This is a genomic window from Coprococcus eutactus, assembly GCF_001404675.1.
Lineage (GTDB): Bacteria > Bacillota > Clostridia > Lachnospirales > Lachnospiraceae > Coprococcus > Coprococcus aceti.
On the sequence record NZ_CYXU01000001.1, the window covers coordinates 302,525 to 327,786 of the forward strand.

The following is a 25,262-nucleotide window of genomic DNA, read 5'->3' on the forward strand; positions in this document are numbered from 1 at the left end:
TGAAGGATGGAGATACATATGGAGATAAATGGAAAGACAAGATTATTGGGTTTGCTTGGTGATCCGGTTCAGCACACCTTGTCACCGCTTATACACAACACACTCAGCGATATATTGGGGATAAATGAGGTGTATGTACCGTTCCACACCCATAAGGAGGGACTGGCGGATGCTGTAAAGGGTGCATTTGAACTGAATATACTGGGAATGAATGCCACTGTGCCTCACAAGAATGAGATAATGGCTTCACTTGTGGATATAGATGAGGGGGCAGCGGCAATAGGTGCGGTCAACACTCTTGTCAGGACTGCAAACGGTTATAAGGGATATAACACAGATATGATGGGGCTGTCCAGAGAACTGGAGTCCTACGGAGTGGAACTGGACAGTAAGAGGGTAATCATACTTGGCGCAGGCGGTGCAGCGAGAGCTGTGGCATATATGTGCATGAATAAGGGTGCGGATAAGGTATATATTCTTAACAGAACGATCGAGAAGGCACAGACGATAGCAGAGGACATGAATGGTCATTTTGGCAGAGAGACAATGACTGCCATGAGACTTGGTGATTATGGACAGTTACTGCAGGAGAATGTAGATGATAAGTTCGTGGTATTCCAGTCCACATCGATAGGTCTGGCACCGAACAATGAGGCTGTAGTCATCGATGATCCACATTTTTACGACAGAGTCAGTGTGGGAATCGATCTCATATATAATCCGTTTGAGACAAAGTTTATGAAGCTTTGCAGACAGGCTGGAGCATTGGCGTACAATGGTTTGCGTATGCTCCTTTATCAGGGAATAATTGCATATGAGCTCTGGAATGATATATCCATATCGGAGGATGTTGCTGATATTGTGTACGACAGGTTGCTGCAGTCAATCAGAGAAAATGTGATCCTCATAGGATTTATGGGATGTGGTAAGACAACTGTCGGAGAAGCTCTTGCGAGAAAGCTGAACTTTGATCTGCTGGATGTGGATTCTTATATAGAGGACAAGGCTGGTTGCAGCATAAAGCAGATATTTGCCGACAAGGGGGAAGAGTATTTCAGACAGCTTGAGACAGATACTCTTAAGGAATTGAACAGCCGGCTGTCACATACGGTTATATCCACTGGAGGTGGACTTCCTATGAGACAGGCGAATGTGGATGAACTCAGGCGAATGGGCAGGATCATATATCTGGATGTTAAGCCTGAGGAGGTAGTAAGGCGACTTGCGGGAGATACGACCAGACCTCTTCTGCAGGGAGAAAATGTAGATCAGAGAGTGAGGAAACTTATGGGACAGCGAGGACCGGTGTATGAAGCTGCCGCTGATATCATAGTTCCGGTTACAGGAATTGAAATAGATGAGATAGTACAGGAAATAAGTTCTTATATAGAAGGTGGGAGATGATGGTTATGGACACAGCAATTGCTTATGAAAAGGTCAGAAGGATAATAGATGAGATGAATCTTGATGCGATATTGATCACTGACAGGTACAACATGAGATATATAGCATCGTACCGCGGCGAGGGCGTTATAGTTCTGGCAGGATCAGGTAAGACAGTCATAACGGATTCAAGATATACGGAGCAGGTCCAGCGCGAGTGCGAAGGATATGAATGTGCGGATATTGCTGGAAAAGGATATGTTGCGTGTATTTCATCTATTCTTGATGGACAGAGAAAAAATTCTGGAAATCTGAGAGTTGGATTTGAGAATCTTAGCATCAGCTATAGAGAGTATTCGGAATATTCGACAGGAATATTCGGTGTGGAATGGATAAGCCTTGATGGTAAGCTGGATTCCTTAAGAGAGATAAAGACAGATGAGGAGATCGAGAATATCCATACAGCGGAGTCAATAGGAGACAAGGCATTTTCACATATACTGGAATATCTCAGACCTGGCATTACAGAGAAGGATGTTGCGCTTGAACTGGAGTATCATATGAAGAAAAATGGTGCGGAAGGCTTGAGTTTTGACACCATAGCTGCATCTGGAATGAATTCATCCATGCCGCATGCTATTCCTACGGATAAGACTCTGAATAAGGGGGACTTTCTCACTATGGATTTTGGCTGTATATATGAGGGATATTGTTCAGATATGACCAGAACCGTAGCAATAGGAAAGGCATCTGATTCAATGAAATATGTGTATGATACGGTACTCAAGGCTCAGACGGAGTCTATGAATATGATAAAACCAGGAGTCAGATGTAACGATGTTGATGCTGTTGCTAGACGTATAATAGCCGATGCCGGATATGGAGATTGCTTTGGACATGGACTTGGACATTCGGTGGGATTGTTTATACACGAGAATCCGAGATTTTCACCTAAGTGTGATGACATATTGAAACCTGGCATGGTCATAACGGTCGAACCGGGAATCTATATTCCTGGACAGTTTGGTGTCAGGATTGAGGATCTGGTTGCTGTGACGGAGGATGGTTATAGGAATCTTACAGGATCAGAGAAGAAGTTGATAGAGATTTAGTAGTGGCAGGCTATCACGATATAGAACTCAGGTATCATACCGCAGGTCTTATACCGGGAGCCATCATGAGTGCCGTGGGAGTATGTGCGTTTGTATTGCTGTGTATATACGACAGTAGAAAGCGCAGAAACGTAGACTTACCTGATAAAGGTTGGTGGTATGGTAAAAAATAGTTGAAAATTTATTTCATATATTATAAAATGTGACAAGAAGTTTATATCTTTAAGGAGGATAAGATAGTTATGGCAGAGATGATCTCAGCAGGCGATTTTAGAAACGGCGTTACAATCGAATTCGAAGGAAATATTTATCAGATTATAGAGTTCCAGCACGTTAAGCCAGGAAAGGGTGCAGCTTTCGTTAGAACAAAGCTTAAGAACATCAAGAGTGGCGGTGTTGTAGAGAAGTCATTCCGTCCAACAGAGAAGTGTGAGAAGGCTCACATCGAGAGAAAGGACATGCAGTATCTGTACAATGACGGAGATCTTTATTACTTCATGGATCCAGAGACATATGATCAGATTCCTATCAGCTCAGCAGCTATAGGTGATTCACTTAAGTTCGTTAAGGAGAACGAGATGTGTAAGATCTGTTCACACAATGGCAACGTATTTGCTGTAGAGCCACCTCTCTTCGTTGAGCTTGTTATCACAGAGTGCGAGCCAGGTGTTAAGGGTGATACAGCTACAGGTGCAACAAAGCCATGTACAGTTGAGACAGGTGCACAGGTATCAGTACCTCTCTTCGTTAACGAGGGTGACACGATCAAGATCGATACACGTACTGGCGAGTATCTTTCAAGAGTATAATAATTGTTACCAGCATTAGGATATAACTACCTACGATAACATATAAGAAGAATAAGAGTCCCGGTGATTCAGGATATTTGAATCGCCGGGACTTTTTTGCGCTGTAAGCAACCAAAGGTTCTAACCTCCCCACCCTCTGAATATACTTTTTATGTAGCTGTACAGACAGTGTTATATAGAAGAAGGACGATACATATGTGTGGAGAAGATATATTGCATCTGCTTCCCGTCAGGATCAGGTGCATGGTTGAGAAGCTGAGGCTTGATTATGGGAGACTGTGGGAGATACGTCTGAGGGTGAATAGTCCCTTTATACTTAGATACGAGGACTCGGAGATATATGTTGATTCCTGCGGATCAAGAACCTGTAATATGAAGGATGCGTACATAGTGACTGCCAGGGATGTGAACGACACTCTGGAATGTATCTGCAATCATTCCCTGTATGCCTATGAGGATGAGATACGTCAGGGCTTTATCACCGTGTGCGGTGGACACAGGGTAGGAGTTGCGGGCAAGATCATACTCGATGGAACAAGGATCAAATGCATCAGACACATATCATTTCTAAATATCAGGGTGGCACATGAGATCAAGGGATGCAGCGGTGATGTCCTGCCATACATATACGGTGATGGCAAGCTGATGAACACGCTCATAGTGTCCGCTCCGTGTCACGGCAAGACCACACTGCTCAGGGACATCATAAGAGTAGTGTCAGACGGAGGAATGACAGTTGGTGTGGTTGATGAGAGATCGGAGATAGCGGCGTGCTACAAGGGTGTTCCGCAGAATGATGTCGGCATGAGGACTGATGTTCTTGACTGCTGTCCAAAAGCTTCAGGAATGATGATGCTGGTTCGAACCATGGCGCCTGATCTCATAGCGGTCGATGAGATAGGAGGGCAGCAGGATGTCGATGCCATTTTCGGCGTGATAAACTGCGGATGCCGTCTGCTTGCTACTGCACATGGCTATTCTATGGATGATGTGAGAGACAGGGCAGGGATAAGGCGTCTTGTGGAGAATAGGGTTTTTGAGAGGTATGTCGTGCTTGGAGGCGACAAGGCGGGACAGATCTCTGATATATTTGACGTCCAGGGCAACCGGCTGTGCTGGTACGATTAGATGGGAGGCAGGACATGGTTAAGGCGATAGGAGGCTGTCTGATCGTATATGCCTCATTTATGGTGGGACATGCCATAGGGCAGTTGCATGGGTGCATGGTGAAGGAGATGGAGGAAATGCTGCTCTTCATACAACTGTTCAAGGGGCAGATCATGTATGCCGGATCGGAGCTCCCGGAGATACTCGCCGACAGTGCAAAGCGTCTCAAGGGAAATGTTGGTAAATGGGTGAACGGTCTGGCGGAGATGTCTGAGAAGAACAGGGACAGGCCATTTGCAGAATTGTGGACAGACTCACTGGCGATGCTGAGGCGGGACAGTGCCTTGAGCTTGGAGGTGCTGGCGGATGTGGACAGGCTTGGAAAGATAATGGGAGATATGGACGTTGAGGCACAGCTCTCAAGGATAAATCTTGTGGAAGATATAATTACGGACAGATACCAGCGGGAACGCGCCAGAAGTTCCGGGATAAAGAGGCTTGCCAATTCACTTGGGCTGCTTGGAGGCGTATTCATAGTTATATTGCTCATGTAGGTTAAGAGGGAGAGACGATGACGATCCAGATACTTCTAAAAATAGGTGCAGTGGGAATTCTGGTGGCACTGCTCAACCAGATACTAAAACATTCAGGCAAGGAGGAGCACGCCTATCTGCTCAATCTGGCGGGACTCATCATTGTGCTTTCCTGGGTTATCCCGTACATAAGTGACCTGTTCAACGAGATCATGGATATTGTAAATATAGGACAATAAATGAGAGTAGATGTGGGGGTAAATGATGAATCTCATGGCGGTTTCTCTGGCTGCGGTGATCGTGGTTCTGATAGCGGTGAAGATAAAAGAACTGGATTCCGGGTATGGGATCGTGTTGTCCATAGCCGGGTGTGTGATGCTCATGTATTTTGTGGTGAGCAGGTTCAGACTTATAGCTTCGTACATAGACAGGCTGACTGCGTACGTGTCGGTGAATATTTCATATATAGACGTGATCCTGAAAATGATAGGTATAGCGTATATATGCCGATTTTCATCAGATATCTGCAAAGATGCCGGCTGCAATGCCATGGCATCCCAGGTGGAGATGGCGGGAAAGATAACTCTTATTCTGCTCAGTATGCCCATACTCATGGGAGTTATAGATCTGGTGGTGACCATAGTTGAGGGGTAATTTGATAGTGGTGGTGCTGATGCTCTTTATGGGGGTGTCAGTGCCTGATGCGGCAAATGTGTGTAATGAGAGTAAAGTTGAATCATATGATACAGATATCAAATATTGTCCAGAATTTTATGCTGAGAATGAAAAGGAAAATACCACGGAAAGTGACTCTGATATTAACTCAGACATATTGGATGACGACTCCGTCATCGGAAGCCTCAATGAGATCACAAAAGACAAATCCGACGTGACATTCTACGACATATACGAGTCCCTAAAGAGTGGTGACGTGGATTCCACCATAGACATGGCACTAAAAGTGTTTTCCGACAGTGTCATATACGAGGTCAGGACAAGCAGGGGGCTGGCGCTGCAGATCATGGCTGTGATCGTGCTCGGAAGTACATTTGCCCAGCTTGCGGGAAATATGGGCGAGTATGTATCCGCCCATGGTTTCATGGTTACATACATGGTGTTGTTATCGCTGCTGCTGGGGGATTTCGTTCTAGTGCAGTCCATCGTGCAGGACACCATAGGAGATGTCACGGAGTTCATGAAAGCGTTCTATCCCATGTATGCCTCGTCTGTGTTATATGTGAGCGGTCCGGAGAGTGCCGGATATTCACAGTCGGTCATAATCCTGGTGATATACATTTGCCAGAATGTGATAATAAAGTTCATACTCCCCCTCATCAAATGCGGCGGGCTCATAGCACTCATAAATAATCTTGGAAGCGAGGATTATTTCTCCCGGATGGCGGGGCTTATGAAGAGCCTGGCGGTGTGGGGAATGCGGACAATGTTTGCGGTGGTAACCGGGATAAATGTGGTCAAGAGCATGATAGCACCGTCCATGGACAGGCTTTCAAGAAATGGCATACTCAGGACATTGGGAAAAGGTGCAGGTATGTCCACGGTGAGCGCTGTCATCAGTGTGATGGTGAGCACAGGAGAGTTTATCAGAAACTGTATGGGGATGGCGTGTACGATCATGATAGTCATACTGGCCGCAGTGCCAATGATCAAGATAATCGTCATCATGTTCATATTAAGGTTCATCGCCGCGGTGGTGCAGCCGGTCGGAGACAAAAGATATGCCGAGGCAGCAGGCATCATGGCGGAGACAGTGGAGCTGATGCTGAGGGCGTGCGGAATAAGCGTGATGATGTTCATCATAAGCATAGCCCTGATGTCGGTGAACATATCATAGAACGGATGGAGGATGTGCATGCTTGCTGAGTGGCTGAAAAATATAGTTGTGTGCAGTATACTTTTTTCTGTCGTGCTGTATATTGCCCCGGATCCGAAGATGCGCAGATATGTCCAGTCGGCTGTGGGATTTGTCATGATGATGGTCGTGATAAATCCTGTCATAGGCTGGCTTGGGTATGCGGACAGGATAGAGTTCAATACATACAGTGAATCGCTTGGAATGGACGTGGCCGAGGGCGATGATGAGATGTATGTCAGGGCCATGGAGGAGGTAGTGGAGCGGTTTATATCTGACAATTGTAATGCCGATGCGGTGGTGCGTATAGTCACCGGGGAGGAGCTTGGGATAGACAGCATGGAGATATACATACAGTCTGATAAAGTAGACACAGACGGACTGAGATCCGCAGTGTCAGAGGAATATGGTGTTGATGAGAACAGGATTACCATCAGGAGGGGCAATACAGATCATATGCAGGAGGGACTGTAGTGGAGGATTCTAAGAAAAAGGGAATATCGGGGATCATGAATATATTGAAGAGCAGCAACAACAGATTATACAAGTTGCTGCTCATTTTGCTGTCAGGGATTTGTCTGATGATAGTTGTGTGGCCGGCAAATAACAGCAAGACTGATAAAAATGACCTAAAGAGCGGATGGACCGGACAGTCCGATGAGACAGACGCGGATGTGACCGGCGGAAATGACCGGAATATGTCAGGGGATACCACGGATTATGTGGAGTATATGGAGGAGAGACTCACATCAGTGCTTGAGCAGGTGGACGGAATATCGGATGTGAGAGTGATGATAACGGTCAAGGACAGCGGTGAGAACATAGCACTCAAGGACTCCGGAAGCAGTTCCAGTGAGAACGGCGACAGCAGCCAGAGAAGCGTGTCGGAGGAGACGGTCATGGTGAGTGAGGGCAGTGGGAGCTCGCCGTATGTGGTCAGGTACAGGGAGCCGGAGACCGAGGGTGTGGTTATCATTTGCAAGGGGGCGGAAAATGGCGATACAACGCTGAAGATAACGAATGCAGTGCAGGCATTATTTGACGTGCCGACGCATAAGATTGTGATATTAGAAGCAAATTAATGTGGAGGGACTATGAAGAAATTCAGTGGAAAGAACAGACTGGCGGTCATCGCACTTGCAGTTATGATAGGGGTGGCCGGTTACATGAGCTTTGCGGATGCAGGAAAGGACAAGAAGAAGGAAAAAACTGACAAAAAACAGGTGGAGGTGATCAACTATGAGGATCTCTCGTCCATGGCGGAAAATGAGAACTCACAGGCGGTGAAGGATGAGAATGGCCAGACCGAGGATGTGGAGCTCAATGGCCAGGAGGATGAGATCGGTGACGCTGTACTCACCAGTGCACAGGTGACAAGCAATATGGCCGCGGCAAAGTTGAACCGTGAGCAGAGCAGATCAAGGAGCAAGGAAGCTCTGATGGATGTGATAGGTGATGAGGCACTCAGCGATTCGGCAAAGAAGGAGGCGACAGATACATATGTGAAGCTGAACGATACCATAGAGAAGGAGACAGATGTCGAGACAGTTCTGGCGGCAAAGGGGTATAGCGATGCCATAGTGACGATAAGTGATGAGGCTGTTGACGTGTCGCTGAATGTGGAATCGCTGTCGGATACCGAGAGAGCACAGATAGAGGACATAGTTATCCGAAAAACAGGGTATGATATAAGCAGTGTTGCAATATCTGTCATGGGTGGCAAATAGACAGCGGAAGGATAAGCCGTGAATCGCATATACTTGCAAAATAGCTGCCTTCAGATTATAATAAGATTCAAATAACCCATACGAAACGGGAGGTATGACCATGAGTGATAAGTTGAATGATGATATCGTGATTGAAGGCAGCGCGGTTCAGGATAATTCTTACAATATAGAAGAGAGCAATTCTCTGGGCAAAGTTCAGATAGCGGATGACGTAGTGGCTATCATAGCAGGGCTTGCAGCCGGAGAGGTTGAAGGTGTATACAGACTTACAGGCAACCTTCCAAATGAGCTTGCCTCAAAGTTCGGAAAGAAGAACCCTGCAAAGGGCGTTAAGGTAGAGCTTCTTCCTGGCAAGGTAAAGGTTGATATTGCGATAGAGGTTCTGTACGAGTACAGCATACCATCAGTATCAGGTCAGGTTCAGGATAAGGTCAAGCAGGCTATAGAGACCATGACAGGACTGAGCGTTGAGGAAGTCAACATAAGGATAGCCGGTGTACGTGTTGGAGATGGCAGATAGGATACAGATAAAGCTTTATATAGTGGAGAGGAAGATATGACTAGAAGAGATATAAGAGACAGGATATTCAAGATAGTATTTACACTGGAGTTCAATGACGCTGAGGGCATGCAGGATCAGCTTGATTTTGCATTTGACCCTGAGATGCCGGGAGATGAGGAGGACGATCCGCTTCTGTACGGAATAGTCAGCAATGAGGACAGAGATTATATAACCACCAAGGTTAAGAATATCATCTCTAAGAAAGCAGAGATAGATGAGATCATTTCACAGATATCAGAAGGCTGGAAGCTTCCTCGTATAGGCAAGGAGGAGCTGGCTATATTAAGGCTTGGTGTCTATGAAGTGAAGTACGATGAGAGCATACCGGAGAAGGTCGCCATCAATGAGGCGGTTGAGCTGGCAAAGAAGTATTGTGATGCATCGGCGAGCAAGTTCGTGAATGCACTTCTTGCAAAGCTTGTATCCGGTGATAAGGACAAGAAGGAGAGTGGCGCAGATGCCACAGCAGAATAACATATATACAGTCAAGGAACTCAATGAGAGGATACAGGAGTTGGTCAGCGGCGAGCCGTGGCTTGGCAGTCTGGGAGTTGAGGGAGAGATCACAGGACTCGGAACAGACAAGAGAGGTCATATGTATTTCAGTCTCAAGGATCCCAGCGGAGTTCTGGCGGCTGTTATGTTTGCGGGAAAACAGGTATATGGACTCAAGTTTGCTCCGAAGAACGGAGACAAGGTTCATGCATTTGGTCATATTGATGTCTTCGTGAGAGACGGAAAGTATCAGCTCTATGTAGACAGGCTGGTGCGTGTGGGTGACGGCGAGGTGAATGCCAAGCTGGAGAGACTCATAGCCAGACTGGACGGCATGGGGCTGTTTTCGCAGGAATACAAGAAGCCTATTCCCGCCTATCCGAGGCGTATTGGTATAGTGACGGCGGGGGCAAAGGCTGCGATAAGCGATATCCGTGCAGTGGCAAAACGGAGGGATCCGTATGCCCAGCTCTATTGTTATCCTGCGACCGTGCAGGGACAGTATGCGGCGGCGGATATATCCAGAGGAATCGAGATACTTGATTCCATGGGGCTCGACCTCATCATCGTCGGAAGAGGCGGAGGTTCCAAGGAGGATCTGTGGGCGTTCAATGAGGAGCAGGTGGCATGGGCCATATTCAATGCGGAGACACCTATCATATCGGCTACGGGGCATGAGATAGACACCACAGTTGCGGACATGGTTGCGGACAGGAGAGAATCCAATCCGTCCACGGCTGTCATGCATGCGCTTCCGGTGGTGGCAGAGACAGTTGCCGGATTTGACAGGAGACTTGAACAGCTCACCATGCTGATATCCGGCAGGATAGACAGACTTGCGAGGAGTCTGGATGGATATGACAGGCAGCTCAGACTCTTAAGTCCATCCGGAAGAATGGACAGTCAGAGGCAGCAGCTTGACAGAATAGAGAAACAGATAAATGAGCTGATGGCGGATAAGATAGAGGACAGATCTATGCGCTGCGACAGACTTCATGATAGGATGAAGAGCGCGATGGTCAGAAAGTACGACATGACAAGGAATGCCCTTGCGGTCATGACGGAGAGAATACATGGCCTTTCGCCTACAGCTAAGCTCATAAATGGATTTGGATATATTTCATCGGATGGTGAGCCTGTCAGATCTGTGGTAGGGATCACACCTGGGGATGATATAGAGATAACTCTTCATGATGGAAGAATACAGGCGGTCGTGGCTGACGTGACCGGGCAGGAGGAATAGATATGGCAGAAGATACACAGAATATGGATACAGCGGACACTCTTCAGGATGTGTCCATAGAGGAGGCTCTTGCCAGACTTGATGAGATAGCGGCTGCGCTTGAGAATACTGATACGGGGCTCAAGGAGTCCATGGAGCTTTATTCTGAGGGCGTCCAGCTCATAAACAGATGCAGGAATTACCTGTGCGATGTTGAGAAAGAGATGATAACACTTTCGGGTCAGGAGGAAGCATGATAGATAAACTTATAGCGGAGAAGGCGGTAAGGATCAACGATATAGTTGAGAGCTATCTGCCACCTGCAGACGGATTTAACAGGACAGTGTGTGAGGCCATGGCGTACTCGGTAGAGGCGGGTGGAAAGAGGCTTCGTCCAATGCTCATGGAGGAGACATACAGGCTGTTCGGTGGCAAATCAGAGGTTATAAAGCCGTTCATGGCTGCGATAGAGATGATACATACATATTCACTCATACATGACGATCTTCCGGCTCTGGACAATGACGATTACAGGCGCGGAAGAAAGACATCCCATGTGGTATTTGGCGAGGCGATGGCCATTCTTGCGGGGGATGCGCTGCTCAATTATGCATATGAGACCGCATGTAAGGCATTTGGCATGGGTGAGGATATACATGCTGTGGCGTCTGCGATGTGTGTGCTTGCGCAGAAGCCGGGTATAAACGGCATGATAGGCGGTCAGGTCGTCGATGTGGAGATGACCGGCAAGGAGCTCTCAAAGGAGCAGCTTGAATATGTGTATGAGAACAAGACCGGAGCCCTCATAGAGGCATCCATGATGATAGGCGCGATACTTGCGGGGGCAGACGAGGCTAAGGTTGCGGCGGTACACAAGATAGCATCGGACGTCGGCATGGCATTCCAGATCCAGGACGATATTCTGGATGTCTGTGGAGACAGTGCGCTCCTTGGAAAGCCGACGCTGAGTGATGAGGAGAATGGCAAGGTTACATATGTCACGATACATGGAATTGATGAATCCAGACGTTATGTGACTGAGCTGTCGGAGAGAGCAGTAAGAGAATTGGAAGAGATAGGCGGGGACAATGAGTTTCTGAAGGAATTGGTCATCTGGCTGATAAACAGGGATAAATAGGACTCCTCTCGTGGTGTGCATATGAATATACTGGATAGAATAAATAAACCAAACGATATAAAGGATATAGACAGGGAAGATCTGCCGGAGCTGGCGGATGAGATCAGAGAATTTCTGGTGTCGCATGTGAGCGAGACCGGTGGACATTTGGCTCCGAATCTTGGATGCGTGGAACTTACAATGGCACTTCACAGGGTTCTGGATTTCCCTGAGGATAAGCTTATATGGGATGTGGGACATCAGTCCTATGTCCACAAGATACTGACGGGCAGGAAGAATGAGATGGGCACTCTCAGACAGTTTGGAGGAATGAGCGGTTTCCCGAAGACCAGTGAGAGCCCGTGCGATGCGTTCAATACAGGACACAGCTCAACATCCATTTCTGCTGCGCTCGGAATGGCGTGCGCCAGAAGTATCAAGGGTACAAATGAGAAGATTGCCGCAGTGATCGGAGATGGCTCCTTCACAGGTGGTATGGTATATGAGGCCATGAATAATATGGCGGATATCAAGACCGGTTGCCTTGTTGTGCTGAACGATAACAATATGTCCATCGATCGGAATGTTGGCGGCATGTCCACATATCTCAGCAAGATACGTGTTGGGCAGCAGTACAATGATTTTAAGGGTAACGTGGAGAAGATCCTCATGAAGATTCCTGTGGCTGGAGAGCATCTTGCCAGAGGGCTGAAGAAGTCAAAGGATTCCATCAAGCAGATATTTGTGCCGGGTATGTTCTTCGAGGAGCTGGGTGTCACATATATAGGACCTATAGACGGACACGATATAGATGTGATGGAGGCCACTTTCCGCAAAGCGCTTAAGCTCAACAGACCGATCCTTGTGCATGTGAAGACTGTGAAGGGCAAGGGTTATACCCATGCCGAGAGACACCCGAGCTATTTCCACGGCATTGATCCGTTTGATATACAGACAGGAAAGGTCATGAAGGACAGGAAGGTCATGACAAACACAGGAGTGTTTGCCAGAAAGCTGGTGGAGCTTGGTAAGGCTGATCCAAGGATAACAGCCATAACGGCTGCCATGGGCAAGGGAACAGGAGTGGCGGCATTTGCCGCGGAGTTCCCGGACAGGGCTTTTGACGTGGGCATTGCGGAGGAACATGCGGTGACGTTTGCCGCGGGACTTGCTACGTCGGGACTGGTGCCTGTGGTTGCGATATACTCGTCATTTTTGCAGAGGGCATATGATCAGATCTTACACGATGTGTGCCTGCAGAAGCTGCATGTCATATTTGCCATTGACAGGTCAGGGCTTGTCGGTGCAGATGGCGATACACATCAGGGCATATTTGACACTGCGTTTCTGTCACATATTCCGAACATGACCATCATTGCGCCGAAGAACAGATATGAGCTCACCAGAGCGATGGAGTGGGCTGTTGCTTACGATGGTCCGGTTGCGCTCAAGTATTCCAGAGGAGAGGCTTATTACGGACTTAAGGAATACAATGTGGATATTGAGTATGGCAGGAGCGAGATGATCCACAGGGGACAGAAGCTTGCCATAGTGGCTGTTGGAAACATGGTCCAGGAGGCCGAGAAGGTGTATGACAGACTGCTGGCCGATGGAACAAATGTCACATTTGTCAATGCAAGATTCCTGAAGCCGATAGATACTGATATGATAGATGAGCTCAGCAAGGATCATAAACATATAGTGGTTATTGAAGAAGAGATAAAGCATGGCGGATACGGATCTCTGGTCGAGGAGTATGTCATGGACAGACATCTTGATGTGGATGTGACAGTGTGTGCCATTGAGGATACATTTGTACAGCATGGAAGCGTGGAGGAGCTCAGGAGGATGCTGAAGCTTGACGCGGATTCGCTGTATGACAGGATAAAACATATAATATCGACAGATTGTACAGAATAAGAGGAAGACAGATGAAGAAGAGACTTGATGTTCTCCTTGTAGAACAGGGACTGGCAGATTCACGAGAGAAGGCGAAAGCCATCATCATGTCAGGAATAGTGTATGTTGACAATAACAAAGAGGATAAGGCCGGCACGACATTTGACGAGACTGCTAAGATAGAGGTCAGGGGCAACACCCTCAAATACGTGAGCCGTGGAGGCCTGAAGCTTGAGAAGGCTATGGATCATTTCGGCGTGGAACTTGCGGGTAAGGTGTGCATGGATGTAGGTGCTTCCACTGGTGGTTTTACCGACTGTATGCTGCAGAATGGTGCGGTGAAGGTGTATTCCGTTGACGTGGGTCATGGACAGCTTGCATGGAAGCTCAGAAATGACGAGAGAGTTGTCTGTATGGAGAAAACAAATATACGATATGTCACACCTGAGGATATTGACGATAAGATTGAATTTGCTTCGATAGATGTGTCATTTATATCTCTTACAAAGGTGCTTCCAGCGGTAAAGGAGCTGCTTACGGATAGTGGAGAGATCGTGTGCCTTATCAAGCCGCAGTTCGAGGCGGGAAGAGAGAAGGTTGGCAAGAAGGGCGTTGTCAGAGAGCTTTCAACCCATATTGAGGTTGTGGAGATGATAGTCGGTTATGCCAGAAGTATAGGATTCCGCACACTGCACCTCAGCTATTCACCTATAAAAGGACCTGAGGGCAACATAGAATATCTGCTCCACATATCAAAGGACGAGTCGAAGACGGATGAGGAATTCGACATAAAGGCTCTGGTGGAGGAGTCCCACAACGAACTGAACAAGTCATAGAGGATACGATATGAAGAATTTTTATATAGTATATAACCCGGATAAGGATGAGGATAATCGTATAACGTCGGAGCTCACAGCGTATATTGAATCGCAAAATGGTGCGTGTAAAGCCATGGACTGCTACAGCTTCAGTGCATGTGACAAGCAGCAGGTTACGGATGAGCTTGAGAGCTTTGACTGTATACTTGTTCTTGGAGGGGATGGAACACTCCTCAATGTGGCATCCAGTGCCAGCCATGTGGAGATTCCTCTGTTCGGGATAAATCTTGGAACGGTGGGATTCCTCACTGAGGGGGAGATCACCAACTGGCAGACCATCATAGACAGACTGCTTGCGGATGATTATTCCATGCAGGACAGAATGATGATCAGGGGAACAGTCAGAACAGGAGACGGCAAGGAGTGCAGGAAGAGGGCACTCAATGATATAGTTATCAGCAGGGCAGGATTTTCAAGACTTATAGGCCTTGATGTCTATGTAAATGGAAGCTTTCTGAATGCCTATGAGGGAGATGGAATCATCATATCGACCCCTACTGGCTCCACGGGTTACAATCTATCAGCCGGAGGTCCGATCGTGGATCCTATGGCAAGACTGATGATCATCACTCCGGTATGTCCACATTCGCTGACTTCGAAGAGTATTGTGCTTCCTAGTGACGCAAAGGTTTCAATAGAGATCGCCAAGAAGCGGAAGACGCAGGACACCGAGGCGATAGTTTCATTTGACGGTGGAAATGATTTCGAACTGGCAGCAGGCGATGTCCTTGATATATGCGTGTCACAGAGAACCACGCAGCTCGTAAAGGCGAGTGACGTGAATTTCTACGAGATACTTAGAAACAAGCTTGGGGGAAAGTGATATGAAACAGAAGCGACAGGCGATGATTTTGTCGATAATCGAACAATATGATATAGAGACCCAAGATGAACTGCTGGAGAAGCTGGCCGAGGCGGGTTTCAATACGACCCAGGCCACCATATCGAGAGATATAAGAGAGATCAACCTCACCAAGGTTGCCGTGGCGGGTGGCAGGCAGAAGTACACTCTGGGAAAGTCGGCAACACATGAGTCCATAGAGTCGTACAGAAAGGTTCTCGGGGCTGGCATATTATCCATGGTGCCGGCGGAGAATCTGATAGTGATCAAGACAGTGTCGGGCATGGCTATGGCAGTTGCCGCAGCACTTGACAATGTGGAGATAAATGGACTCCTCGGAAGTATAGCCGGGGACGACACCATATTCCTGGCGGTCAGAAGCCGGGAGATGACCGATTCGGTCATGAAGACGATAGATAAGATGCAGAGATGACAGCTCTCTGTAATATGTTATGTGTAATAAAGTCTGTGCGTCAACAGGAGGATACAAATGTTACTTAATGTACATATCAAGAATATTGCACTCATAGACGATGCAAATGTTAATTTTACCGATAATCTCAACATACTTACCGGTGAGACCGGTGCAGGTAAGTCCATAATCATGGGAGCCCTGAAGATTGGTATGGGAGATAAGCTTCCGAAGGATATAGTCAGGGAGCCTGACAAGGAGGGCTTCTGTCAACTGCTTTTCCTGGTGGATGATCCCCAGGTGATTGAGCAGATCAGAGATCTGGGAGTGGAGCCATCGGAGGATGGCGAGATACTCATCACGCGGAGAATAAATAATTCCAGAACCATCAACACTATAAATGATATGGCGGTGACCGCCGCAAAGCTCAGGGAGGTATCTGCGCTTCTCATAGATATGCACACGCAGCACCAGCAGCAGACGCTCCTTAAGAAAGCGGAGCATATGAAGCTTCTGGATAAATATGGCAGAGCATCCATAGATCCCCTGAAGCAGAAGGTTGCAGAGTGTCACAGAGAGTACGTCACACTCAGGCGTGAGATGGACGAGCTCTCGATGGATGAGGCGGAGCGGAGCAGAAAGGTAGAATTCCTCAAGTATCAGATCGCGGAGATCGAGTCAGCAAATATAAAGACTGGTGAGGACGAAGATGTTGAGCATCAGTACAACAGGATGGTCAATTCACGCGATATAGTTGCGGCAGCTTCGGATGTATACAGCGTTACAGGTTATGAATCTTCTTCATCTGCGGGAAATGAGATCGGCAGAGCTCTGGCATCGATGAAGGGTATAAAGGATCTCGACGGAGAGATAGACGGTCTGTATAGCCAGTTGGAAAATATTGACGCGCTGCTGAATGATTTTAACGTTGAATTAAATGATTACATGCAGAGCATGGACTTTGACGATTCTGAGTTTAGAAGTGTTGAGTCCAGGCTTGACGTCATCAATGATATAAAGGGAAAATATGGAAGCACCGTGGAAGAGGTGTTCAAATATCTGGAGGACAGCAGGAAGGAATATGAAAGGCTGTCTGAATATGACGAATATATAGCAGGACTTTCAGACAAAATAAAAAAGGCGGAGAAAGCCATGCTCAAGGCAGCAGATGCGCTTACTGCTGAGAGACAGAAGCAGGCTGAGAATCTGTGCAGAGACATCAGAGATGCACTTGCTGATCTGAGTTTCATGGAGGTTCGGTTCGACATGGTATTTGACAGGCTTCCGGAGTGTACGGCAAATGGAATCGATGACTGCTATTTTGTCATTTCGACAAATGTCGGCGAGAAGATGAGACCGTTATATGACGTGGCTTCAGGCGGTGAGCTCTCAAGGATCATGCTGGCGATCAAATCCTGCATGGCGTCCGAGGACAATATCGGCACTCTTGTATTCGATGAGATCGATGTGGGAATAAGCGGCCGTGCAGCTCAGAAGGTTGCTGAAAAAATGGCAGTTATTTCCAGAAGCCATCAGGTTATAAGCATAACCCATCTTCCGCAGATCGCAGCGATGGCAGACAGTCATTATCTCATAGAAAAGTCTGCCGACGAGGGCAAGACAGTGACAAGGATCGTCCGTCTGAACGACGAGGAATCAACAGAGGAGATCGCAAGACTTCTCGGCGGCGTGACCATAACTGAGGCAGTCATGAGCAATGCCCGCGAGATGAAACAAATGGCAGAAAAGACAAAAAAATACTGATATAAAGTTATTCCTAACACAACATACTAAGAGTAACAGCCAAGGCTGTTACTCTTTTTTTATAAGCTATTAGTTGTTTTTAAGTATATGTAGGAGGAATAGATTATGAGGCGATATAAGAAGGTGATCATATGGGTGGCTGTGGCGGATCTGTTGCTCCTTGCAGCACTATTGGTTTTATGTGTGTTGGTGGACAGACGAGTGGATGTTGGAAGGTCAGAGAAGACAAGCTCAACACTTGATGGGGTAGTGTCAAGGGCGACCACGAAGGATGCGGAGTTTGGAAGAGATATATTTGACCGGCCTGTAGTTCCGTCCGGCGAGGCGATGGGAATCTATATGAAGACGGAGGGAGTCTTGGTGGTGGATGTGTGCAGCTTTAAAAATGAAAATGGCGAGTCCTGTTGCCCTGCTGATGGAAAGGTCTGTACAGGGGATTATATTGTGAGTGTAGACGGTATGGAGATATCTAAGAGGTTGGAGCTGCTTGATATTGTTGCTGAAAGCCAGGGTGATAGCTTGTCCGTGAGATATATAAGGGATGGGGAGGAGAAGGTCTGTAGCATCACGCCGGAAAAAAACGAGAATGGCGCTTATCTGCTGGGCGCGTGGGTGAAGGATGATGTGTCGGGAATAGGCACGGTTACATTTGTCGACGGAACAAATTTCATGGCTCTTGGACACAGTGTGTCGGATATAGATACGGGAGTTATGATGCGGTGCAGCACCGGTGGAGTGTACACAACGGATATTACAAATATAAGCAAGTCATACTCCTCGGAACCGGGAAGACTTCAGGGAAGCATCGCATATAGAAGATCTTTGGTCGGTATTATTGATGGCAACAGTGCCAGTGGAATATATGGACATCTGGACACCAGCTATTGCCAGGCGAAATACGGCGATGCGGAGCGTATGTATATAGCCAGAGGTCATGAAGTCCGCAAGGGGCAGGCTTATATATATTCCAGAATGAGCGGCGAGCTTGAGAAGTATGAGATAGACATAGAGTATGTGGACAGGAATTCATCCGACAAGAATATAGAATTCCACGTGACCGATGATGCCCTCATAGACCTGACGGGCGGAGTGGTACAGGGAATGTCCGGTTCCCCGATCATCCAGGATGGCAAGATAATCGGCGCCGTCACCCACGTATTCGTAGACAATCCAACCAGGGGGTATGGGATTTTTATTGAAAATATGCTGGAGGAGTGAAATTAATCCTGTTTAGTGATAAAATTAAGAACAGAAGTGCCGGACTTTAGCATAAGGCAGACCGGCACACACAAACATCCCAGGAGGGCAAGAAAATCAAGGTTTCAAAAATTTCATTATGTCATACACTAAAGAATTATAAAAAAGAGAATTTGCTTTCTGATCTTTTGACAGGAATTATCATAGCGGCGGTGTCCATACCGATATCGATGGGGTATGCACAGATAGCCGGGCTGCCGGCGGTATATGGATTGTATGGGTCGGTGTTCCCGATCATAATATTTGGATTGCTGTCCACGTCGAGGCAGTTCGTGTTCGGTGTGGATGCCGCGCCTGCGGCGCTGGTCGGAGCGGCACTGGTGACGCTGGGGGTTACGCCGGGAACAGAGCAGGCGATGCAGGTCGTTCCTGTGATAACATTCTTTACGGCGCTGTGGCTGCTGGTATTCTTCCTGTTCAAGGCGGGCAAGCTTGTAAATTACATATCGACTCCGGTCATGGGCGGATTCATATCAGGAATATGCACCACCATCATACTCATGCAGGTGCCGAAGCTCTATGGAGCCGGAGCGGGAACAGGAGAACTGTTCGAGCTTGTGGAACACATAGCAGAGACGATAGGAGATGTAAATGTGCCGTCGATAATCATGGGACTTACGGCTCTTGCGGTACTGCTTGTTTCAAGAAGATTCATACCAAAGTTTCCGATGGCGATATGCGTCATGGCAGCGGGAGCGTTGCTGTCCTGCGTGATAGATATGGATGAATACGGAATAGTATGTCTGTCGGAGGTGAGCAGAGGACTTCCACAGATCGTTGTACCACAGATAGATGAGAGGATGCTTCCAAATATCATGACGGTCAGTCTGTCGATAGCAGTAGTAATCATGGCGGAGACGCTTCTGGCTGAGAACAATTTCGCCCAGAAGAACAGATATAAGATAGACGATAATCAGGAGCTTCTGGCATTTGGAACGGCAAATCTTGCAGCGGCATTCACAGGCTGCTGTCCGATAAACGGTTCCGTGTCCAGAACCACAATGAGTGAGCAGTATGGAGGCAGGACACAGCTCACTGGAATATTTGCAGGAGTAGTGATGATCGTGATCCTCGTGTGTGGAACGGGATTTATAGGTTATCTGCCGGTTCCGGTGCTCACGGCAATCGTCATCTCCGCACTCTACAGTGCTCTGGAATTTGATCTGGCGGCAAAGCTGTGGAAGGTGAGTAAGGTGGAATTCTACATATTCTGCGGAGCTTTCCTAGGTGTGCTGGTACTTGGAACGATAAATGGAGTTCTTATAGGAATCATACTCTCATTTGCCGCAGTCATAAGGAAGGCTGCGGACCCTCCGAGAAGCTTCCTTGGACTGGTACCTGGACATGAGGAATTCCTTGCGCTCGAGAGGTTCAAGCATGCATACCCGATACAGAATATAGTTATTTACAGATTCAGCAGTAACCTGTTTTTTGCAAATATAGCCATATTCCAGAAGGATATCATGGATGCGGTGCAGGATGACACAAAGGCTGTAATAGTGGATGCGTCCGCCATGGGAAGCGTGGATGTGACGGCTGCCAAGACCCTCAGGATCATGTATGATACGCTGAAAGAGAAGGGGGTGAAGCTCTATATCACGGAGCATATAGGCCAGCTCAACGTCCAGCTCAGAAAGCTTGGACTTGGCGACATGATAGAGGTAGGATGCGTGAGACAGACCATGGAGAGAGCACTGTCAGACTGCGGCCTTGAGAGTCCATATCCATTGGTTGGTGTACATAACAGTTATCATGACATCAGGAGAAAGAGAGCGGAGCACATGGCTCAGGAGCTTGTGTGGGCATTTGGCGATGATGCGGAAGATGTCATAGAGAAGCACATCCGTGAATCCATAGGCAGTATGAAGAACGGAACCGGGGTTGAACAGCTCATGACCGGTTTCTGGAAGCGGATGGATATACAGGATGAGGAAGAATGGCTTGAGCATATGGAGGCCCACATAGAGGAGATCGTGAGGGCCACAGGCGAGGATGAGGACTCTGTTGCAGAGCGTATCGAGCGCAGGCGGAGCCAGCTTCTTCACAGGCTTGAGAGCGAGCATCCTGAATTTGTCGACAGATATAAGGCGAGAAGAAAACGAATGGATGAGCACCTGAAGGAGCACAATCCGGCGGCCTATGATGCGATCATAAGACTCAGAGAAAAAGAACATACAAAAGAGAAGTGATCATGCGCGGCATATCGACCCGAAAAGGGAAGATATGCCGCATTTTTTCATTAAATGTGCGTATGTGGTCTGCTGGTGTCAGTCGCAGTAGAAAAAATGTTTTCCGGAAGCTGATGCTGTCGTAACTTGCGAAGTTCTATATATTCCCAAGAAAACTACATTTATATATAATGTTCGTAGTGGAATAACAGGAATAAAAAAGTAAATATTGTTATTCCGTCACTATACTTGGGAAGGAGTATAACATGAGTCATGTTAAAGTTATGATGGTAAAACATGACAAAAGAGAAATTGAACAGCTAAAGCACGTATTTGAGGATATGCCTGATTATGAGTACATTGGATGTTGTGAGAAGGGTGACGAAGCTGTTAAGAAAATTGCAGAAGATAAGCCAGACATAGTGATCGCGGACGAGGTTATACCCGGTACGGATATCACGGATATGGTCGAGGGCGTATCTGGAAATAAGAACCTGAGAAATGTCAAATTTGTGCTCTGTTCATCGAAGCAGCACAGAAATTATCTGGACTTTGTATTTTCGACGATAGGTGACAAGGCAGTGGTGAGACTGCTTGAACAGCCATACGATGAGAAAAAGGTCAGAGGTGTGCTTGATGATGCATGTAAAGGACGCGGAAGCAATACAACCCAGCTTCTGAAGATGGATGAAAATGAGCAGAAGACGGACGAGCTGGAGGCGGTGGTGACCAGGATAATCCACGAGATAGGAGTCCCGGCGCACATCAAAGGCTACCAGTATCTCAGAAGCGCGATAGTCATAGCTGTGGGGGATATGGATATTTTGAATTCTATAACAAAGCAGCTTTATCCGACGATCGCCCAGATGTACGGCACAACTGCATCAAGGGTGGAGAGAGCCATAAGACATGCCATAGAGGTGGCCTGGAGCAGAGGAAAGATAGAGACTATCAACGAACTGTTTGGTTACACCATAAGTGCGGGCAAAGGAAAGCCTACGAACTCAGAATTTGTCGCTCTCATTGCCGACAAGATAAGACTGGAAGCGAAGATGAGAAATGCAGGGTAATTTGTAGTAAAATGTTGTCATAATATGTGATATTAAAAACGATATTAAAAGCACTTGACAAATTATATCATATTTAATATTATTATAAAGCAGTTGGGATAAGCGCTTAATCCTGTAAATTTATACATAACAAGGGAGATACTATGGGAAACAAAGGGATCGAAATTGTAATTGCTGATGGCGACAGCACACAGATAGCAAAACAGATCGCCACATATGCATCAAAGGACGAGATGAGAGTAGTTGATATGGTCAGCACCGGGGATGAAGCGGTGGAATCAATAAAGCTCTACAAGCCGGATATAGTGATACTAGACATTTGCCTTTCGGGAATGGATGGCCTGGGAGTGATGGAGCATATGAGTGAACTGCCTGAATATCAGAATACGATATTTGTGGTACTCACATCGGTGTCATCACAGAGACTTATAAGATGTGCATTTGAGATGGGTGCGACATATTATATCCTGAAGCCGTACAATCCGGTGCAGCTTGTGACAAGACTCAGACAGATGTATATGAAGAAGAAGGAGCTTGAGTCAGGGCTGAACGACAAGCTTACATGTCTCACAGAGAAGAGTATGGCACACAAGATAGAGAATACTATAGAGAGCGATGTGACGGATATCATCAGGGATATAGGTATTCCTGCAAATATAAAGGGCTACCAGTACATCCGTGAGGGCATCATCATGGCGGTCAACGATGTGAACATGCTGAACTACATAACAAAGCTTCTCTATCCGACGATAGCGAAGAAATATAAGACCACATCCTCCAGCGTGGAGAGAGCCATAAGGCATGCCATAGAGGTGGCGTGGAACAGAGGTCAGATAGACACCATCAACGATTTGTTTGGATATACAGTGAATGCGGGAAAAGGCAAACCGACAAATTCCGAGTTTATCGCACTCATAGCGGACAAGCTCAGAATAGAGTATAAGAAAAGGGCATAACAGGCTCACAGAGTAGGCAACATACCTTGAAGAACTGACAGTTATCATGTATAATAACTTAGGTACAAGAAGCAGGATACGGCAAGTACCCTGCTTTTCTTTATGTACCGGGATAATTTGCAAAATTACTAACGAATAAATAATACAAGGTGGACAAAATATGATAGAAACTGTAGTATCAGCTAACATGCTGATCGGGGAAGTCATGAGGGTGAAGAAGAACCATCTGGCTCCGGATTTCCCAACCGGAAATGAAAAGAGGCTGTGTATTGTGTCCGGTATACATGGGGATGAGGTCGCCGGTCAGTACATATGCTATGAACTTATCAGAAGGATCAAGAAGGATTTTGACAAGCTTACTGGAATCGTGGATGTATATCCATTTATCAATCCGATGGGACTTGAGGCGCAGTACAGGGATGTGCCGGTATTTGACATTGATATGAACACTCTGTTCCCGGGTTCCAAGGACGGAACTGTGGGAGAGTACACAGCGGCAAAGGTCATGAAGGACATAGAGGGGGCGGACATTTGTGTTGATGTCCATTCCAGCAGTGTGTACATCAAGGAGATCCCACAGGTCAGGGTTAATTCTGACGTGGCATCGGATCTTGCTCCGTATGTTGCGTGCATGAATGTGGATGTTGTATGGATACATCCGTCGTCTACGGTCATGGAGGGAAGTCTTGCACATGCCCTCAACGAGATCGGAGTCAAGAGTATGGTAGTGGAGTCCGGCGTTGCCCTCAAGATAGATTACGATTACTCGAACCAGATAGTGGACGGACTGTTCTCTCTTATGAAGAAGATGGGAATATGGCAGGGCGAAGTCGAGACTGCACATAAGCCTAAATTTGCAAAAGACAAGGATGTTGTATTTGTAAATGCTGAGAGCAGCGGAATCTTCCTTCCTGTGGCAAAGCACTCAGAATATATACAGCAGGGAGAGATCATAGGAAGAATTGTAAATGTGCTCACGGGCTCGGTGGAGGAGACCATCAGGTCGCCGAGAAGCGGCATTGTGTTCTCACTGAGAGAATATCCGGTTATAGAAGAGGGGTCACTTGTGGCCAGAATTTTCGGAGGTGGCCATGAATAAAGAGATCATATATTCCATGAATACAGCCTACAGAGGAGAGTACGAGATACAGGGATTTTCCTATGGCAGCGGAGACAAGGCTGCATGCATAGTTGGTGCCATGAGAGGAAATGAATTTCAGCAGCTCTACATAAGCTCACTTCTGGCAAAGAAGCTTGGGGAGCTGGAGGCGAGGGGCGCCATAGTATCGGGCAAGAAGATACTTCTGATACCATCAATCAATTACAGCTCGTTCAATGTGGGCAAGAAATACTGGATAACAGACAATTCAGATATAAACAGATCATTCCCGGGCAATCCTGAAGGTCAGGCGACAAGCCGTATTGCAGCGGCGGTGATGGAGAAGGTCACCGGCTACGCATACGGAATACAGTTTGCGAGCTTCTATATGGATGGTGAGTTTATACCACACGTCAGGATGATAGAGACAGGCAAGCAGAGCAATAGCCTTGCCAGCCAGTTCGGTATGCCGTATGTATTGACAGCGGAGCCTAGATCATATGATAAGGCAACGCTCAACTACAACTGGCAGATGCGCGGCACGGAGGCTTTCTCGGTATATTCGGGAGTTACCGACACCATCAATGGTGAGAGTGCCAATCAGGCGGTGTCCTCAGTGCTCAGATTCCTGACACGTATGGGCGTTATAAGATACAACTGCCATGCGGGATACATTTCCACCATCATGGATGAGGAGGATCTGCTCAGCATAAGGTCCGAGCATGCCGCCGGCTTCTTCAAGAAGCTTGTCCAGCCGGGAGATGAGGTTGTCCGAGGCGACATAATTGCAAATATCATCAATCCGATGACGGGCGAGAATACGACGGACATATACGCACCGACGGACGGAATCATATTCTACTGTCAGAATTCACCTATGATATACCAGAATTCGGTGATATTTAAGATGATACGAAGACTGCATAACTAGCATGGAAAAGTTATGACATATTTGGTGAAAATGCAGGGTTAAGATACAAT

The 25,262-nt window shown here is 47.1% G+C and carries 27 protein-coding genes; all 27 read left to right on the top strand.

What is annotated here, in order from left to right; translation table 11 throughout:
• Positions 1-18: 18 nt before the first annotated feature.
• Complete coding sequence (locus ARA78_RS01350; RefSeq protein ID WP_015533569.1) at positions 19-1,404, top strand: shikimate kinase; 1,386 nt, start codon at positions 19-21, stop codon at positions 1,402-1,404.
• Positions 1,404-2,495, top strand: a complete 1,092-nt coding sequence (locus tag ARA78_RS01355) for a M24 family metallopeptidase (protein ID WP_055279866.1) — start codon at positions 1,404-1,406, stop codon at positions 2,493-2,495. The genes ARA78_RS01350 and ARA78_RS01355 overlap by 1 nt, the downstream gene beginning before the upstream one ends.
• Positions 2,496-2,746: 251 nt before the next feature.
• On the top strand, positions 2,747-3,304 hold the full coding sequence (gene efp / locus ARA78_RS01360; RefSeq protein WP_055144922.1) for an elongation factor P: 558 nt from the start codon (positions 2,747-2,749) through the stop codon (positions 3,302-3,304).
• A 195-nt stretch (positions 3,305-3,499) separates the two neighbouring features.
• On the top strand, positions 3,500-4,432 hold the full coding sequence (gene spoIIIAA, locus ARA78_RS01365) for a stage III sporulation protein AA (RefSeq protein ID WP_022216699.1): 933 nt from the start codon (positions 3,500-3,502) through the stop codon (positions 4,430-4,432).
• A gap of 14 nt (positions 4,433-4,446) precedes the next feature.
• On the top strand, positions 4,447-4,965 hold the full coding sequence (locus ARA78_RS01370) for a stage III sporulation protein AB (protein WP_015533565.1): 519 nt from the start codon (positions 4,447-4,449) through the stop codon (positions 4,963-4,965).
• A 17-nt stretch (positions 4,966-4,982) separates the two neighbouring features.
• Positions 4,983-5,183: a stage III sporulation protein AC gene (gene spoIIIAC, locus ARA78_RS01375; RefSeq protein ID WP_015533564.1), complete on the top strand. Its 201-nt coding sequence runs from the start codon at positions 4,983-4,985 to the stop codon at positions 5,181-5,183.
• A gap of 22 nt (positions 5,184-5,205) precedes the next feature.
• Positions 5,206-5,598, top strand: coding sequence for a stage III sporulation protein AD (gene spoIIIAD, locus ARA78_RS01380; protein WP_082418022.1), 393 nt, complete (start codon positions 5,206-5,208; stop codon positions 5,596-5,598).
• Positions 5,588-6,796, top strand: coding sequence for a stage III sporulation protein AE (locus ARA78_RS01385; protein WP_156329343.1), 1,209 nt, complete (start codon positions 5,588-5,590; stop codon positions 6,794-6,796). Before spoIIIAD ends, ARA78_RS01385 begins: the two co-directional genes overlap by 11 nt.
• An 18-nt stretch (positions 6,797-6,814) precedes the next feature.
• Entirely contained in the window at positions 6,815-7,288 is a 474-nt protein-coding gene (locus ARA78_RS01390) for a stage III sporulation protein AF (protein ID WP_015533562.1), read from the top strand.
• Positions 7,288-7,896, top strand: a complete 609-nt coding sequence (locus ARA78_RS01395) for a stage III sporulation protein AG (protein WP_022216696.1) — start codon at positions 7,288-7,290, stop codon at positions 7,894-7,896. Before ARA78_RS01390 ends, ARA78_RS01395 begins: the two co-directional genes overlap by 1 nt.
• Before the next feature lie 12 nt (positions 7,897-7,908).
• A complete protein-coding gene (locus ARA78_RS01400; RefSeq protein WP_015533561.1) occupies positions 7,909-8,541 on the top strand; it encodes a SpoIIIAH-like family protein in 633 nt (210 codons plus the stop codon).
• A gap of 100 nt (positions 8,542-8,641) precedes the next feature.
• Entirely contained in the window at positions 8,642-9,061 is a 420-nt protein-coding gene (locus ARA78_RS01405; RefSeq protein WP_015533560.1) for an Asp23/Gls24 family envelope stress response protein, read from the top strand.
• Between the two features lie 36 nt (positions 9,062-9,097).
• The gene (nusB, locus tag ARA78_RS01410; RefSeq protein WP_015533559.1) at positions 9,098-9,577 is read left to right on the top strand and encodes a transcription antitermination factor NusB; all 480 of its coding nucleotides are present in this window, start codon (positions 9,098-9,100) and stop codon (positions 9,575-9,577) included.
• Entirely contained in the window at positions 9,561-10,841 is a 1,281-nt protein-coding gene (xseA, locus tag ARA78_RS01415; RefSeq protein ID WP_022216695.1) for an exodeoxyribonuclease VII large subunit, read from the top strand. Before nusB ends, xseA begins: the two co-directional genes overlap by 17 nt.
• A 2-nt stretch (positions 10,842-10,843) precedes the next feature.
• Complete coding sequence (xseB, locus tag ARA78_RS01420) at positions 10,844-11,077, top strand: exodeoxyribonuclease VII small subunit (protein ID WP_015533558.1); 234 nt, start codon at positions 10,844-10,846, stop codon at positions 11,075-11,077.
• Positions 11,074-11,958 (top strand): polyprenyl synthetase family protein, encoded by an 885-nt coding sequence (locus tag ARA78_RS01425; RefSeq protein ID WP_022216694.1) that lies wholly within the window; start codon positions 11,074-11,076, stop codon positions 11,956-11,958. The genes xseB and ARA78_RS01425 overlap by 4 nt, the downstream gene beginning before the upstream one ends.
• A gap of 21 nt (positions 11,959-11,979) precedes the next feature.
• Positions 11,980-13,857 carry a 1-deoxy-D-xylulose-5-phosphate synthase gene (gene dxs, locus ARA78_RS01430; RefSeq protein WP_055144058.1) on the top strand — a complete coding sequence of 626 codons (1,878 nt, stop codon included), beginning with the start codon at positions 11,980-11,982 and terminating at the stop codon, positions 13,855-13,857.
• Positions 13,858-13,868: 11 nt separating this feature from the next.
• Positions 13,869-14,672: a TlyA family RNA methyltransferase gene (locus ARA78_RS01435; RefSeq protein WP_022216691.1), complete on the top strand. Its 804-nt coding sequence runs from the start codon at positions 13,869-13,871 to the stop codon at positions 14,670-14,672.
• Between the two features lie 10 nt (positions 14,673-14,682).
• Positions 14,683-15,537 (top strand): NAD(+)/NADH kinase, encoded by an 855-nt coding sequence (locus tag ARA78_RS01440; protein ID WP_022216690.1) that lies wholly within the window; start codon positions 14,683-14,685, stop codon positions 15,535-15,537.
• A gap of 1 nt (position 15,538) precedes the next feature.
• A complete protein-coding gene (locus ARA78_RS01445; RefSeq protein ID WP_015533554.1) occupies positions 15,539-15,988 on the top strand; it encodes an arginine repressor in 450 nt (149 codons plus the stop codon).
• A gap of 57 nt (positions 15,989-16,045) precedes the next feature.
• Positions 16,046-17,731 carry a DNA repair protein RecN gene (recN, locus tag ARA78_RS01450; RefSeq protein ID WP_055279867.1) on the top strand — a complete coding sequence of 562 codons (1,686 nt, stop codon included), beginning with the start codon at positions 16,046-16,048 and terminating at the stop codon, positions 17,729-17,731.
• Between the two features lie 105 nt (positions 17,732-17,836).
• Positions 17,837-18,949 (top strand): SpoIVB peptidase S55 domain-containing protein, encoded by a 1,113-nt coding sequence (locus ARA78_RS01455; protein WP_055279868.1) that lies wholly within the window; start codon positions 17,837-17,839, stop codon positions 18,947-18,949.
• Between the two features lie 110 nt (positions 18,950-19,059).
• Positions 19,060-21,177 (top strand): SulP family inorganic anion transporter, encoded by a 2,118-nt coding sequence (locus ARA78_RS01460; RefSeq protein ID WP_055279869.1) that lies wholly within the window; start codon positions 19,060-19,062, stop codon positions 21,175-21,177.
• Positions 21,178-21,422: 245 nt separating this feature from the next.
• Positions 21,423-22,226: a sporulation transcription factor Spo0A gene (gene spo0A, locus ARA78_RS01465; RefSeq protein WP_015533551.1), complete on the top strand. Its 804-nt coding sequence runs from the start codon at positions 21,423-21,425 to the stop codon at positions 22,224-22,226.
• 143 nt (positions 22,227-22,369) lie between these two features.
• Positions 22,370-23,182: a sporulation transcription factor Spo0A gene (gene spo0A / locus ARA78_RS01470; RefSeq protein ID WP_015533550.1), complete on the top strand. Its 813-nt coding sequence runs from the start codon at positions 22,370-22,372 to the stop codon at positions 23,180-23,182.
• A gap of 160 nt (positions 23,183-23,342) precedes the next feature.
• Positions 23,343-24,281 carry a M14 family metallopeptidase gene (locus ARA78_RS01475; protein ID WP_022216686.1) on the top strand — a complete coding sequence of 313 codons (939 nt, stop codon included), beginning with the start codon at positions 23,343-23,345 and terminating at the stop codon, positions 24,279-24,281.
• The gene (locus ARA78_RS01480) at positions 24,274-25,212 is read left to right on the top strand and encodes a M14 family metallopeptidase (protein WP_015533548.1); all 939 of its coding nucleotides are present in this window, start codon (positions 24,274-24,276) and stop codon (positions 25,210-25,212) included. Before ARA78_RS01475 ends, ARA78_RS01480 begins: the two co-directional genes overlap by 8 nt.
• The last annotated feature ends 50 nt before the right edge of the window (positions 25,213-25,262 follow it).